The organism is Streptomyces sp. NPDC006393 (genome assembly GCF_040628575.1).
Taxonomy (GTDB): Bacteria; Actinomycetota; Actinomycetes; order Streptomycetales; family Streptomycetaceae; genus Streptomyces.
This window is the reverse complement of the sequence record NZ_JBEXZD010000162.1, coordinates 1-13,429: the sequence shown is the minus strand read 5'-3', so window position 1 is coordinate 13,429 and position 13,429 is coordinate 1. Positions and strand designations below refer to the sequence as shown.

The following is a 13,429-nucleotide window of genomic DNA, read 5'->3' as shown; positions in this document are numbered from 1 at the left end:
CGATGAACGACTGGCCATGATCAATGACGTGATCAAGCCCGGATATGCGGCGCTGAAATCCGAATGGCTGTTTAGCCAAACCGCCTCCACCAGGGCTTCTGTGCCCTCCGAGGACTGAAAAGGGCACTTCGGGCGGGGGGCGGGTGCGGACGGCTTTCACAAGCCGTCCGCATTTCGCTGTTTGCGGCAGGTGGCCCGGCGTGTTTACGGTCGTGGACCGCTCGGTTCCCCGTCTTCCAGTCAAGGACGCATTTTCATGAAGCAGTCTGCCGCCAAGACCCTCGGTGTCGCCGCCCTCGGCGCCGCATTCGCCGCCGCAGGCGCGGGCGCCGCGAACGCCGCGCCGGCCGCCCCGGACGCCGGTCAGGCGCTGGGCACCGTCAGCCAGGCGCTCCCGACGGAGAACGTCACCAACGCGCTGCCGGGGGCCGGTCCGGCGCTGAACCAGGCCAAGCCCACCCTGGAGACGGGTCTCGCCGCCGCGCAGCCGGTGGCCCAGAGCGTGCTCGAGCACGGCCCCACCAAGCCGGTCGCCGGACTGCTCGGCGGACTGCCCGTCCAGGGCCTGCCCACGCACGGCCTGCCGGTCAACGGCCTCCCCGTGGGCTGAGCGCCACACACCACCGCACCGCCACGCACCGCGTCACTCCGCAACGCGTCACACCGCACCGACGCCGACATGCCGCCGGGGCGCACCCCTGCTTCAGGGTGCGCCCCGGCGGCGTCCGTTCCGGCGATGTCCGGGCGGGTGCGGCTACCAGGCGGTGCGGGCGGCCTTGTCCTCCGAGGGCAGCAGGATCCACAGCGCGAGGTAGACCAGGAACTGCGGGCCCGGCAGCAGACAGGACAGCAGGAAGATCACCCGCATCGTCGTCGCGGAGGTGCCGAAGCGCCGAGCCAGCGCGGCGCACACTCCGCCGATCATGCGGCCGTTCGTGGGGCGGGCAAGGGCGGCGTTCATCTGTCTGCCTCCGTGGGCTGTCGGTGGTGCGGGGGCTCCCCGTCGGCGCCCCGTCTGACATCCACGCTACGGAGACGAAGGGGGCAAAGCGTCGCTCCACGGGGCGATCCCGACCCTGGGAATCGTCGGGGTACGACCCTGAGCCGGCTCCCCCTGCCGTACCTCCGAAACCTCCAGGCTCTCGGCCCTGCGGCGGAGACGGGAACGGACAGCCGGGACGACGGCGAGATGGGCCAGGGCCACGCCCAGCGTGTTCAGCAGCAGCGTGTCGACGTCCACGACACGGCCGGGCACGCCCGTCTGCAACAGCGCGATGCCCACGGATATCAGGGCGCCCGCCGCCACCGTACGGGCCAGGGACGCGAGCGGGGAGGGGCGCAGCCTGCCGCCCGCCAGCGGCAGCAGCACACCCAGCGGGGCCAGCAGCCCCAGGTCCTCACCGATGCGCCGAGCCGCCTCGGGCCAGCCCAACGCCAGATCGGCGCGGATGCCGGCGAGGGGCCGCAGATTGGCCGGCATCACCCACGGGACGTTCAGCGGACGCAGCATCAGCCAGGCGACGAGCGCGAGATGGGCGACGAGGAGGACACCCGCTGCCACACGGACGCGGATCGCGGCGCTGCCGCCGATGGAGCCTTGACGCTGCACGCCCCCCAAGACGCCCCCATCGCCCCTGTCGGTTCCGCACCCCCTTTTTTGGGCTCGGTTCGCCTCCGGGGCGCAGAAGCCTGTGCCGAGTGGGTGATCGTGCTCGGCCCTTCGGGCCTCCGCGCGTTCACCCACTCGGCACAGGCGCGCCCCTTCGGCTCACTCGCCGCGCCGGGTGCCGTGAGTCCCGCAGGGCACCGAGGGAGTCAGGCGTCCGTGGCGTCCGTCGACGACGGCTTCGTCGTGCCGGGGTGGGCACGGAGGCCGTCGGTGCACGCGTAGCGGCGCAGCCGGGTGTCGTCGGGACCGCCGAGCACCACCGAGCCGTCCCCCTCGGCGGCGGCCGAGTCGGAGAGCGTGCAGACGATCTGCGCGAGGGCGTACGGGTTCAGGCCGGCCGGGGCCTTGTTCAGCCGGAGCGTGTCCTCCGGGTCCTTGGGGCGCGGCCCGGTCACGGTCAGGCCGCGCGGGACGTGCGTGGCGTACCCGGCCGCCTCCTCGCCGGCCGACGGCGAGGCGGCGAGCTGGTCCAGCAGCCCCTGCGCGACGATCACACGCCGCCGCGCGTCCGCCGTGCCCTCCGGCACCCGCACCACCCGGTCCACGGCCACCAGCGACGAGCCGCACAGCAGGAACACCTGCACGGGCACCCCGCGCGAGGTCTGCGTGGTCAGGTCGGGCCCGGGCAGCGTGCACGGCACCCGCGAGGGCGCGGCGCCGAAGTCGGTGGGCACCTGGGTGGGACGGATCCCGCACCCGGCGAGGAACAGCAGGGCCAGCGCCGGAAGCGCCGGCAGGCACCGGCGTACGGACACGCGGCGTCCCCCGCGTCCCGGTCGTCTGTCGTGTGCCGTCATCGGGCACCCCCCTTCGCCGTGCCGCCGCTCCCGCGGCTCTCGCCGCCGCCCTTGCGCCGGCCCTTGCCGTCACCCTGGCCCTGGCTCTGGCCCGTGCCGTTCCCGTCGCCCTCCGTCGGCTCGGCGGCGAGCGCGGAGGCGTCCCGGGGCAGCCGCAGCGTGAACACGGCGCCGCCGTCGGGCGAGTTGGCGGCCGTGATGTCGCCGCCGTGGATGTGGGCGTTGTTCAGGGCGATGGACAGGCCCAGGCCGCTGCCCTCGGAGCGCGGCCGGGAGGCGCTCGCCTTGTAGAAGCGGTCGAAGACGTGGGGGAGGACGTCCTCCGGGATGCCGGGGCCGTGGTCGCGCACCTGGATCACCACCTCGTCGTCCGCCTCCCGCACCGACACCCGCACCGGCGAACCGCCGTGCTTGAGGGCGTTGCCGACGAGGTTGGCGAGGATGACGTCCAGGCGGCGCGGGTCCAGGCGGGCGTGGATGCCGCGTTCGGCGTCCAGCTCCACCGCGTCCAGCCAGGCGCGGGCGTCGATACAGGCGGTGATCTGGTCGGCGATGTCCACGTCGTCCAGCACCAGCCGGGCCGTGCCCGCGTCGAAGCGGGTGACCTCCATCAGGTTCTCGACCAGGTCGTTCAGCCGCCGGGTCTCGCTGACCACGAGCCGTACGGCGGGCTCGATCATCGGGTCGATGCCGCCGCTCTCGGAGTCCAGCTCCTCCTCGAGCACCTCCGTCACGGCGGTGATCGCGGTCAGCGGCGTACGCAGCTCGTGGCTCATGTCCGCCACGAAACGGCGGGAGGACTCGTCGCGCGAGGCCATGTCGGCCACCCGCTTCTCCAGCGCCTCGGCGGCGTTGTTGAACGTCCGGGACAGATCGGCCAGTTCGTCCGTGCCGGACACCCTGAGCCGGGTGTCCAGCTTGCCCTCGCCGAGCCGGCGCGCGGCCACACCCAGGCGGTGCACCGGCTTCAGCACGGTCGTGGCGGCGGCCTGCGCCAGCAGCGCGGCCCCCACCAGGGCCAGCGCGGTGGCGATGCCCAGCGACCACGCCAGCGAGTTCAGATCCTTCGCCTCCGGCTCCAGCGACTTGAGCATGTAACCGGTCGGGCCGCCGCCGATCACCCTCGTCCCGGCGACCAGGTACGGCGTGCCGTGATCGGTGATCCGCTGCCAGTACAGGTGGTACGGCGCCTTGTTGGCCGAGGAGAGCTTCTGCTGCTTGTTCACCGCGGTGCGCAGCGAGGCGGGCACGTCCTCCAGGGAGAAGCCGCTCAGTCCGCCGGAGTTGCCGTACACCGCCCGGCCGTCCGCGTCCTGGCCGGCCAGCAGCACACTGAACCGCTGGCTGCTGCCCGCCATCTGGCCGGCCGTGCGCTGCAACTGGTCCTGCGTGGGATGCACCGGCAGCGCACCCGCGCGGTTCTGCATCTCCTGCTGGAAGTCACGCAGCACCGCGTCCTGCGTACGGGTCAGCACCGCCTCGCGGTTGAGCCAGTACGCGATCCCGGACGCGGACACGGCGGCGGTCAGCGCCACCAGCGCGAAGACGACGACCAGCCTGAGACGCAGACTGGTGAACCGCAGCCGGGACAGAGTCCCCTTACGGCCCGCGGTCCAGCCGCGGAGCCCCCCTTGCCGATCCGTCACTGAGGCGCGTCCAGGCGGTAGCCGACTCCGCGCACGGTACGGATCAGGGTCGGGGAGGACGGCACGTCCTCGACCTTGGCCCGCAGCCGCTGCACACAGGCGTCCACGAGCCGCGAGTCACCGAGATAGTCGTGCTCCCACACCAGCCGCAGCAGCTGCTGCCGCGACAGCGCCTGACCGGGCCGCCGGCTCAGCTCCAGGAGCAGCCTGAGCTCCGTCGGGGTCAGCTGGAGGTCCTCGCCGTTCTTCGTCACCGTCATCGCCGCCCGGTCGATGACGAGGCCGCCGAAGGTCGCCGAGTCGTTCGCCTCCCGCTCGCCGCGCCGCAGCACGGCCCGGATCCGGGCGTCCAGGACCCGGCCCTGCACGGGCTTGACCACGTAGTCGTCGGCACCGGACTCCAGGCCCACGACCACGTCGATGTCATCGCTGCGCGCGGTCAGCAGAATGATCGGCAGCTGGTCCGTGCGCCGGATGCGCCGGCACACCTCGAACCCGTCGATGCCGGGCAGCATCACGTCCAGCACGATCAGGTCCGGCCGCTGCTCGCGCAACAGCTTCAGACCGTCCTCACCGCTGGCAGCGGTGGCCACCCGGTGTCCCTGGCGCGTCAGTGAGAGCTCCAGGGCCGTCCGGATGGCGTCGTCGTCCTCGATCAGCAACAGGGAAGGCACGGGCCTCATTCTGGCCCATACGGGGGTGGGGTTTCGACACCTGGAGCGCTCCCACACATCTCCCACGAATGACGACCGTCACCAATGGCCCCTGTGACAGGTCTGTGACAGTCGGCGGACACGGCCATGAAGTGGCCCGGGCAAGCTTTTCGGCACAGGCAAGCAAGCACGTGAGAACCGAGCAGGGCGAACACCGGGACTCCACGACGGGGGGCGCGAGATGAACACGCTGCACAGCAACAGCACCAGCGCAGTGGTCACGCGTCTGCACGACGTGACCCGGGGTTCGGAGAAGTCCGGTGCCGTGAGCGGGCGGGGGTGCGCTCGCGGCACCGGGCGTCAGCACACCGGGTTCATGACGGTGGTTGACGCGCACACGGGGGAAACACACGGGGGAACCGCGTACGGGGAGGGCTCGGGGGAGCGCCGCACCCGGTCGGAGGCCGTGGACGCCGAAGCGGCGTTCACCGCCTACGTCCAGGAGCGCCGCGCCTCCCTGTACGCGACCGCCTACCACCTCACCGGTGACCGCTTCGAGGCCGAGGACCTGCTGCAGAGCGCGCTGTTCTCGACGTACAAGGCGTGGGACCGGATCAGTGACAAGGCGGCCGTCGGCGGATACCTCCGCCGCACCATGACCAACCTGCACATCAGCGCCTGGCGGCGCCGCAAGCTCAACGAGTACCCGACCGAGGAACTGCCGGAGACGCCCGGCGACACGGACGCGATGCGCGGCACCGAGCTGCGCGCGGTCCTGTGGCAGGCGCTGGCCCGGCTGCCCGAACTCCAGCGCACCATGCTGGTCCTGCGCTACTACGAGGGCCGCACGGACCCGGAGATCGCGGACATCCTCGGCATCAGCGTCGGCACGGTGAAGTCCAGCATCTGGCGCTCGCTGCGCCGGCTGCGCGAGGACGAGGTCCTCAGCTTCGGCCGTGACCAGGAGGAGTCCTTCGGCGAGCTCGTCGCCTGAGCGCACCGGAGGTCTGGGGGGAACGGGGGAAGTACGGGGGACCGGGGGGAATCACGGGGGCTCACGGGGGAGCCGCTACGGGGGACCCACGGGGGAAGTGGGGGAGCACCAAGGGGAGCGGGACTGGAGGGCCGGGGGGTCCTTCCAGTCCCGCTCACCCCGTTCTGCGCATAGGGCCTGTCCGGCGGATCACGGCGCAGACGCGGGGTCTGGCACGCACATCTGCGGCGTTGTCGTCACGCGCCGACTCCCCCACGCTCGAACGAGCTCGCGCGGGGGCACCCCCATCGCGCCGACTCCCTCCTCCGCCTTGCAGCTGCACGCACCAGACCCCGCTCACCTGGGTTGACCAGCGCCGCTACTTACCTGCACCTTGATCCGCCGGACAGGCCCTGAGCCGGCGCCGCTCTCGCGGACGTGGTTGCTCGCCGTCGTGGTTCCTCAATCAATGGTCGCGGTGTTCGTCGCGCTCACATGCCGCCCCTCTTCCGCCGCGGCGGCCATCCGGCCGAGCGCCTCGTCCCGGCCGCAGGCGTGGGCGCCGAGGGCGACCTGGCGGGCGATGATCGACCGCTCGGCGCGCATCAGCCGCCAGCCGCGGCGCAGCAGGAACGGCACCGACTTGCGGCCCTCCCTCAGATCCCGCAGGAAGCGCCGCCGGAAGGTGGTCACGGGCCCGCGGGTCAGGCACAACGCGTCCGCCAGCAGGCCCAGTTCACGGCAGCGCCCGACGATCTCGGCGGCGAAGACGCCCTCGGCGACGAACAGCGGCGCACAGCCGATGTCCAGGGTGCTCTCGCCGGTGCGGGCACTGCGGGCGAGGTCGTACACGGGCACGCCGGTGCTGCCCGTCACGCACAGCCGGGAGATCGCCTCGACCGCCGCGTCCGCGTCCCAGGACTCCGGGTGGTCCCAGTCGATGTCCGAACTCCCCGCCACCAGCGGCAGCGTCGGGTCGTCGCCCTCCTTGTAGAAGTCGTCGAGGCGCAGCACGGGAAGCCCGCAGCGGGCGGCGACCAGGGACTTGCCCGAACCCGAAGGGCCGCAGAGCAGCACGACACGGGCGGCAGACGGGGGATGAAGGCTCACGGAACACCAGTTTGACGCATGGCGGCCCTCCTGCCGACCCCGCGGGTCGGCTTTGGAACGTGGGTTGCGTCTCAACTACCCTGTGCGCTGTTCTCGTTACTCTGCGCACCAGAAGGTGGCACCAGACATGGCTCGACACGCGTCCCCCGCCCCGCTCTCCCGCCCCACCGCCCGGCGTGTCCTGATCGCCGTCGCGACCGCCGGTGCCGCCCTGGGAGCGGGCGCGGCGACGGCGTCGGCGGAGACCGTCCCGGTGGTGGGCGGGACCTACCGCACCGGCTCGCTGGGCAAGGTCGACCCGCAGGCGGGCCTTCAGGCGCTGGCCGGCACGGTCGGCTACGTCACCGGACCGGTCGCCGGCCTCAAGCCCAACCCGCTGGCGGGCACCGGCGTCGACCCGCTCGACAACGGCGTCGGCACCCAGGTCGCCGACTTCCGGCCGCTGACGTCGAGGATGCTCACCGGCCCGGTGGCGCAGGCTCCGTCGGTCGGGAGCGTTCCGGTGGTGGGGCAGGTGGTCGGGTCGCTGCGCTGACCGCGGCGAACACGCACGAAGAGAGCCGCGCCTCCCCCGGACGGAGGGGAGACGCGGCTCTCCGCGTGGGCGGGTCCGTCAGTACGACGAACCCGACGCGCCCAGCGACCCCGTCGGGTGCCAGACCGTCTTGGTCTCCAGGAAGGCGGTCATGCGGTCGATGCCGGGAGTCGCGAAGAAATCCACAGGCTGTGGACGCAGCACGCGCTTGAGGTTGTCGGCCGCCGCGATCTCCAGTTCCTTGGCCAGCTCCTCGTCGGCGCCCGCCAGGTCGATCGCGTTGACGTCCTGGTGCGCGGCGAGCGGGGCCGCGATCTCCGCCGTACGGCCGGACAGGACGTTGACGACGCCGCCGGGCAGGTCGGAGGTGGCCAGCACCTCACCCAGGGAGAGCGCCGGAAGCGGGGACTTCTCGCTCGCGATCACGACCGCGGTGTTCCCGGTGGCGATCACGGGGGCGATCACCGAGACCAGGCCAAGGAAGGACGACTCCTGGGGCGCCAGTACGGCCACGACACCGGTCGGCTCGGGCGAGGAGAGGTTGAAGAACGGCCCGGCCACCGGGTTGCCGCCGCCCACCACCTGGGCGATCTTGTCCGTCCAGCCCGCGTACCAGACCCAGCGGTCGATGGCCGCGTCCACGACCGCCGCCGCCTTCGCCTTCGACAGGCCCTCGGCGTCGGCGACCTCGCGCACGAACTGCTCGCGCCGGCCCTCCAGCATCTCCGCGATCCGGTAGAGGATCTGACCCCGGTTGTACGCGGTCGCGCCCGACCACGCCCCGAACGCCTTGCGCGCGGCGACCACCGCGTCCCGGGCGTCCTTGCGGGAGGACAGCGGGACGTTCGCCAGCCAGTTGCCCTTGGAGTCGGTCACCTCGTACACCCGGCCGCTCTCGGAACGCGGGAACTTCCCGCCCACGTACAGCTTGTAGGTCTTGAAGACCGAAAGCCGCGGTTCGGTCTTGTCCGTCTTGTCAGACATCGAGGTACGCCTCCAGGCCGTGGCGGCCGCCCTCGCGGCCGAAGCCCGACTCCTTGTAACCGCCGAACGGCGAGGTCGGGTCGAACTTGTTGAACGTGTTGGACCAGATCACGCCCGCGCGGAGCTTGTTCGCGACGGCGAGGATCCTCGACCCCTTCTCGGTCCAGATGCCCGCCGAGAGGCCGTACGGCGTGTTGTTCGCCTTGGCGACCGCCTCGTCCGGCGTGCGGAAGGTGAGCACCGACAGCACCGGACCGAAGATCTCGTCGCGGGCGATGGTGTGCGCCTGGGTGACGTTCGTGAACAGCGTCGGGGCGAACCAGTAGCCCGACGACGGCAGTTCGCAGGCCGGGGACCAGCGCTCGGCGCCCTCCGCCTCGCCCTGCTCGGCGAGCGCGGTGATCCGGGCCAGCTGCTCGGCGGAGTTGATCGCGCCGATGTCGGTGTTCTTGTCCATCGGGTCGCCGAGGCGCAGCGTGGACAGGCGGCGCTTGAGGGAGTCCAGCAGCTCGTCGTGGATCGACTCCTGCACCAGCAGCCGCGAGCCCGCGCAGCAGACCTGGCCCTGGTTGAAGAAGATGCCGTTCACGATGCCCTCGACGGCCTGGTCGATCGGCGCGTCGTCGAAGACGATGTTGGCGCCCTTGCCGCCCAGTTCGAGGGTGAGCTTCTTGTGGGTGCCCGCGACGGTCCGGGCGATCTCCTTGCCGACCGCGGTGGAGCCGGTGAAGGCGACCTTGTTCACGTCCGGGTGCGCGACGAGCGCGGCGCCCGCGTCGCCGTAGCCGGTGAGGATGTTGACGACACCCTTCGGCAGGCCCGCCTGGCGGCAGACGTCGGCGAAGAAGAGCGCGGACAGGGGCGTCGTCTCGGCGGGCTTGAGGACGACCGTGTTGCCGGTCGCCAGCGCCGGGGCGATCTTCCACGCCAGCATCAGCAGGGGGAAGTTCCAGGGGATGACCTGCCCGGCCACGCCCAGCGGCTTCGGGGCCGGCCCGAAGCCCGCGTGGTCCAGCTTGTCGGCCCAGCCCGCGTAGTAGAAGAAGTGCGCCGCGACCAGGGGCAGGTCGGCGTCCCTCGTCTCCCGGATCGGCTTGCCGTTGTCCAGCGTCTCCAGGACCGCCAGCTCCCGGCCGCGCTCCTGGATGATGCGGGCGATACGGAACAGGTACTTGGCACGCTCGGAGCCGGGCAGCGCCGACCACTTCGCGAAGGCCCTGCGGGCGGCCTGCACCGCGCGGTCCACGTCCGCCTGGCCGGCCCGGGCGACCTCGGACAGCACCTCCTCGGTGCTGGGCGAGACCGTCTTGAAGACCTTGCCGTCGGCCGCCTCGGCGAACTCACCGTCGATGAACAGGCCGTAGGAAGGGGCGATGTCGACGATCGAGCGGGACTCGGGCGCCGGCGCGTAGTCGAATGCGGAAGACCGCTTCTCGATGGTCATGGTGATCAGTCCACCGTCACGTAGTCGGGGCCGGAGTAGCGGCCGGTGGCCAGCTTCTGGCGCTGCATCAGCAGGTCGTTGAGCAGGGAGGAGGCGCCGAAGCGGAACCAGTGGTTGTCCAGCCAGTCCTCGCCCACGGTCTCGTTGACCAGGACCAGGAACTTGATCGCGTCCTTGCTGGTGCGGATGCCGCCGGCCGGCTTCACGCCGACCTGGACACCCGTCTGGGCACGGAAGTCCCGCACCGCCTCCAGCATGAGCAGGGTGTTGGCGGGGGTCGCGTTGACGGCGACCTTGCCGGTGGAGGTCTTGATGAAGTCGGCGCCGGCGATCATGCCGAGCCAGGAGGCGCGGCGGATGTTGTCGTACGTCGACAGCTCACCGGTCTCGAAGATGACCTTCAGCCGGGCGGACGTCCCGCACGCCTCCTTCACGGCGGCGATCTCGTCGTACACCTTCATGTACTTGCCCGCGAGGAACGCCCCGCGGTCGATGACCATGTCGATCTCGTCGGCGCCCGCGGCGACGGCGTCCCGCACGTCGGCCAGCTTGACGTCGAGGGCGGCACGGCCGGCCGGGAAGGCGGTGGCCACCGAGGCGACCTTCACGCCCGAACCGGCGACGGCCTCCTTGGCGACGGCCACCATGTCGGGGTAGACGCAGACCGCGGCCGTGGCGGGGGCCGTACGGTCCGTCGGGTCGGGGTGGACCGCCTTGGCGCCGAGCGCCCGGACCTTGCCCGGGGTGTCCGCGCCTTCCAGCGTCGTCAGATCGACCATCGAAATGGCGAGGTCGATGGCGTACGCCTTCGCGGTGGTCTTGATGGAACGGGTCCCGAGCGAGGCGGCGCGCGCCTCCAGGCCGACCGCGTCGACGCCGGGCAGCCCGTGCAGGAAGCGGCGCAGCGTGCTGTCGGACGCGGTGACGTCGGCGAGAGCCCGCGCGCGGGGTGCGGAGGGTGCAGTGGTGGGCATGGTCACCAGGCGAGCATATCTACGCGCGTAGCGGCTTGTACAGTCCCGGGTTTTGTCGAGGGGCGCGCGGGCCGGGCCCCGCGGGCGCCGGGACGGGGCCGTCGGGGCCCGTCGTTGCGGGGTGGGCTGGTTCGGGTCGGGGCGAGTTGCGTCTGTGGCGAGGCCGTGCCCGGCCCGTGCTCTTCGGCGGGCGGCCGTCGGGCAGAATCGGGGCCATGACGACCGAGCACGAGTCCCCCGCGCCCCAGCCACCGGGCCCCGAGTTCCAGGACCGGGTCCACCGGTCCTCCGGAGGCATCGCGGGCGGTGTCCTGCTGCTCGCCATCATCCTCTGGCTGGGCTTCGACGCGATGTTCGCCGGATCGGGCCGCACCCCGTGGCTGGCACTGGCCGGGATGATCCTCGCCGTGCCCCTCGTGGCCGCCTTCACCCTCCGCCCGGCCGTGTACGCCAACGCCGACCGGCTGCGCGTCCGCAACCCCTTCCGCGTGGTCGTCCTGCCCTGGAGCCAGGTCGCCGGCCTGCGCTCCGGCTACTCCAACGAGGTGATCGACAAGTCCGGCGCCAAGTACCAGCTCTGGGCGGTACCGGTCTCCCTCCGGGCTCGCAAGCGGGCCGCCCGACAGGAGGCGCGGGCCGCCGCCGCGGGGGAGCGCGGCTTCGGCAGGGGCGGGCGCGCCGGCGCTGCCGCGAGCGCCGGCGGAGGGGCGAGCGAGCCGATCCGTGCCCAGGCCGACCAGATCATGGCCGACCTCCGCGAGCTCCAGGAGACCCGGGAGAACGCGGAGAGCGCTCAGGGCGAGGTGCGGGTGCGCTGGGCCTACGAGATCGTCGGTCCGGCGCTGGCAGGCGCGGTGGTGCTGGCGATCCTGCTGGCGGTGGGCTGAGGCCCCGTCGGCCCCGCCGTCGTCGGCGGGCGCTGCCGGGACTTGACGCACCCGGGGCCGGTCAGTGGCCGTGGGGCCGCTCGCTTCTCTCCGGCGTCGTGCCTCCGCGATCCGGGTGAAGGGCGCTCCCGTTTCGCCGCGCTCCACTCCCGTTTCGCCTTCGGCGATGGCCCTGGAAGCCACCCTTGAATCAGCTCGTTCCCGCACGGGCGAGAAGCGAGGGGGCAATGGGCGGCTCGCCCGGGCCGGCTCTTCGGGCTTGCTGCGCTCGTGTCACCGATGGAGGGAGCCCGGCTCGCCTCGGTGACGCCGAAGGCGCCGAGCGCCAAGACTCCGGTGGTCCGGGGCTACGCCGTGGAGGGCTCGCTCGTCCACGACTCGGACCAGGGCAAGTACTACGAAAAGCTCCCCGGTTCAGCCGGCGGCGGGGGCATAGCGCTCCACGAACGAGGTCACGTCGGCCAGCGCGGTGCCGTCCCTCAGGATGCTCACGCCGTGGTTCATGCCGTCGTAGACCTTGAGCACCTTGTCGGAGTCGTGGTCGGCCTTGTACAGCCCCCGGATGTCGTCCACGTACGGGGAGTCGTTGGACTCGGCGGCGAAGAACGCCGGCACCTTCAGCTTTCCGGCGGCGGCGAGTGCGTTGGTGCCGCCGAACTGCTGGGGTGAGCTCAGGCTGACCACTCCGGCGACGTTCACCTGCCCAGGATTCCCCGCGGCGGCCAGCGACGCCGTCCCGCCCTTGGAACCGCCCACCAGGACGACCTTCTGGGACCCGCGGTGGATGAGCTCCCGCGCCGCCGCCAGAACGCTTGCCGGATCGGCGTCGTTCATGGTGAAGGCGATCAGCCGGTAGCCGCGCTTGGTGAAGTTCGGGAAGTACTCGAGCCACTCGCACAGGTCGCTGCCGAGCTGGTGGGAGAAGACGATGCCCACCTTGCCGTCGCCCTCGACGTAGGCGTCGAGAGGGGTGCCGTCGTCGTCGATGGTGATGGAGCCTGCCGACGCCTGCGCCGGGGTGAGGCACCCGTAGTCGTTGGGCGGCGTGGCCTCGGCCTTGGGGCTGGCGTGGCCCGAGGAGCACCCGGACGCAAGCAGTACGGCGGAGCAGAGCAGGGCGGCGGTTGCGCTGCTTCTGCGGATGGCGGTGGTTCGGGTGTGTCGCATCGGCCTGTCCCCCCTGAAGCCGGACGATCGACCGCCGCACGGCGCGGCGGCGCCGCAACCCCCGGCGCCGGCCTCAAACTCCCGGAAACCTAAGGGCGTTGGTCGCTTGCGTCAAGGTTTTCGTGGAACCGCTCCCACGCGCTCCGGCCGGCTCCGCCCCAGGGCGACCGTCACCGCACCCCGCACCGGTTCGACCACGCACCCCGCACCGGTGCGTACCACGGGCCCCGCATGCGGTCCGATCCCGTACCCGTCCCCGATCCCGGTCCCGTACCCCGATCCCGTACCCGTCCCCGATCCCGGTCCCGTACCCCGATCCCGTACCCGTCCCCGATCCCGGTCCCGTACCCCGGTCCCGGCCCGGCCCCGGCCCCGGCCCCGGCCCCGGCCCCGGCCCCGGCCCCGGCCCCGGCCCCGATCCGGTCCCGATCCCGGCCCCGGCCCCGGCCCCGGTCCCGATCCCGGCCCCGGTCCCGGCCCCGGTCCCGATCCCGGCCCCGGTCCCGATCCCGGCCCCGATCCCGGTCCCGATCCCGGCCCCGGTCCCCATCCCGGTCCCGGCCCCCCACTCGGTCCCCGGCCCCGCCCCC

At 72.2% G+C, this 13,429-nt stretch carries 14 protein-coding genes; 4 read left to right on the top strand and 10 right to left on the bottom strand.

Translation table 11 applies throughout. The features are described from left to right. Positions 1-256 precede the first annotated feature (256 nt). A complete protein-coding gene (locus tag ABZ484_RS36640) occupies positions 257-610 on the top strand; it encodes an ATP-binding protein (protein WP_358870282.1) in 354 nt (117 codons plus the stop codon). A gap of 144 nt (positions 611-754) precedes the next feature. Here ABZ484_RS36640 and ABZ484_RS36635 read toward each other — a convergent pair whose 3' ends face one another. The 5 genes from ABZ484_RS36635 to afsQ1 all read right to left on the bottom strand — a co-directional run bounded on the left by ABZ484_RS36635 (position 755) and on the right by afsQ1 (position 4,786). Then, entirely contained in the window at positions 755-961 is a 207-nt protein-coding gene (locus ABZ484_RS36635) for a PspC domain-containing protein (protein WP_030165599.1), read from the bottom strand. A gap of 66 nt (positions 962-1,027) precedes the next feature. Next, on the bottom strand, positions 1,028-1,609 hold the full coding sequence (locus ABZ484_RS36630) for a VanZ family protein (RefSeq protein ID WP_358870281.1): 582 nt from the start codon (positions 1,607-1,609) through the stop codon (positions 1,028-1,030). A 206-nt stretch (positions 1,610-1,815) separates the two neighbouring features. Continuing rightward, positions 1,816-2,424, bottom strand: coding sequence for a hypothetical protein (locus ABZ484_RS36625; RefSeq protein ID WP_358870280.1), 609 nt, complete (start codon positions 2,422-2,424; stop codon positions 1,816-1,818). Between the two features lie 38 nt (positions 2,425-2,462). Then, the gene (locus ABZ484_RS36620) at positions 2,463-4,112 is read right to left on the bottom strand and encodes a HAMP domain-containing sensor histidine kinase (RefSeq protein WP_358870279.1); all 1,650 of its coding nucleotides are present in this window, start codon (positions 4,110-4,112) and stop codon (positions 2,463-2,465) included. After that, positions 4,109-4,786: a two-component system response regulator AfsQ1 gene (gene afsQ1 / locus ABZ484_RS36615; protein WP_358870278.1), complete on the bottom strand. Its 678-nt coding sequence runs from the start codon at positions 4,784-4,786 to the stop codon at positions 4,109-4,111. Before afsQ1 ends, ABZ484_RS36620 begins: the two co-directional genes overlap by 4 nt. A gap of 220 nt (positions 4,787-5,006) precedes the next feature. Between afsQ1 and ABZ484_RS36610 the strand changes: the two genes are divergently transcribed. Next, positions 5,007-5,759, top strand: coding sequence for a SigE family RNA polymerase sigma factor (locus ABZ484_RS36610; RefSeq protein WP_030165609.1), 753 nt, complete (start codon positions 5,007-5,009; stop codon positions 5,757-5,759). Between the two features lie 441 nt (positions 5,760-6,200). Here the strand turns inward: ABZ484_RS36610 and ABZ484_RS36605 are convergent, their stop codons facing one another. Further along, complete coding sequence (locus tag ABZ484_RS36605; protein ID WP_358870277.1) at positions 6,201-6,923, bottom strand: uridine kinase; 723 nt, start codon at positions 6,921-6,923, stop codon at positions 6,201-6,203. A 52-nt stretch (positions 6,924-6,975) separates the two neighbouring features. On the opposite strand from ABZ484_RS36605, the gene ABZ484_RS36600 reads away from it, so the two are divergent. Then, positions 6,976-7,383, top strand: a complete 408-nt coding sequence (locus ABZ484_RS36600) for a hypothetical protein (RefSeq protein WP_358870276.1) — start codon at positions 6,976-6,978, stop codon at positions 7,381-7,383. A 78-nt stretch (positions 7,384-7,461) separates the two neighbouring features. Here the strand turns inward: ABZ484_RS36600 and ABZ484_RS36595 are convergent, their stop codons facing one another. The 3 genes from ABZ484_RS36595 to deoC are packed head-to-tail and all read right to left on the bottom strand — an operon-like array spanning position 7,462 to position 10,785. Continuing rightward, positions 7,462-8,367 (bottom strand): aldehyde dehydrogenase family protein, encoded by a 906-nt coding sequence (locus tag ABZ484_RS36595; protein ID WP_358870275.1) that lies wholly within the window; start codon positions 8,365-8,367, stop codon positions 7,462-7,464. Then, entirely contained in the window at positions 8,360-9,811 is a 1,452-nt protein-coding gene (locus ABZ484_RS36590) for an aldehyde dehydrogenase family protein (RefSeq protein WP_358870274.1), read from the bottom strand. Before ABZ484_RS36590 ends, ABZ484_RS36595 begins: the two co-directional genes overlap by 8 nt. Positions 9,812-9,816: 5 nt before the next feature. Then, a complete protein-coding gene (gene deoC / locus ABZ484_RS36585) occupies positions 9,817-10,785 on the bottom strand; it encodes a deoxyribose-phosphate aldolase (RefSeq protein ID WP_358870273.1) in 969 nt (322 codons plus the stop codon). A 215-nt stretch (positions 10,786-11,000) separates the two neighbouring features. Between deoC and ABZ484_RS36580 the strand changes: the two genes are divergently transcribed. Next, positions 11,001-11,672, top strand: a complete 672-nt coding sequence (locus ABZ484_RS36580; protein WP_358870272.1) for a PH domain-containing protein — start codon at positions 11,001-11,003, stop codon at positions 11,670-11,672. 414 nt (positions 11,673-12,086) lie between these two features. Here the strand turns inward: ABZ484_RS36580 and ABZ484_RS36575 are convergent, their stop codons facing one another. Continuing rightward, entirely contained in the window at positions 12,087-12,839 is a 753-nt protein-coding gene (locus tag ABZ484_RS36575) for a hypothetical protein (RefSeq protein ID WP_358870271.1), read from the bottom strand. Between the last annotated feature and the right edge of the window lie 590 nt (positions 12,840-13,429).